Genomic DNA, 230 nt, shown 5'->3' on the forward strand with positions numbered 1-230 from the left:
GGCATGTCGCTGCTGACGGCCAAGCCCGTACTCGACGACATCCGCCGCGTCTTTCCCGCGACGCTCGAACTGGCGACGCTCGCGACCATCGTCGGCGTATTGGTCGGCGTGCCGCTCGGCGTCGTGGCGGCGACGCGGCATAACCGCTGGATCGATCACGTTGCGCGCTTCGTGGGGCTGATCGGCAGTTCCGTGCCTGTATTCTGGCTCGGCCTGATGGGACTGTTGCT

The 230-nt window shown here is 66.5% G+C and carries 1 protein-coding gene; it reads left to right on the forward strand.

What is annotated here, in order from left to right:
- A partial coding sequence (locus SB822_RS61505) for an ABC transporter permease subunit (protein WP_410859721.1) occupies positions 1-230 on the forward strand: 230 nt, incomplete at both ends.

The organism is Paraburkholderia sp. SIMBA_054 (genome assembly GCF_046534875.1).
In the GTDB taxonomy this organism is placed as follows: Bacteria; Pseudomonadota; Gammaproteobacteria; order Burkholderiales; family Burkholderiaceae; genus Paraburkholderia; species Paraburkholderia hospita.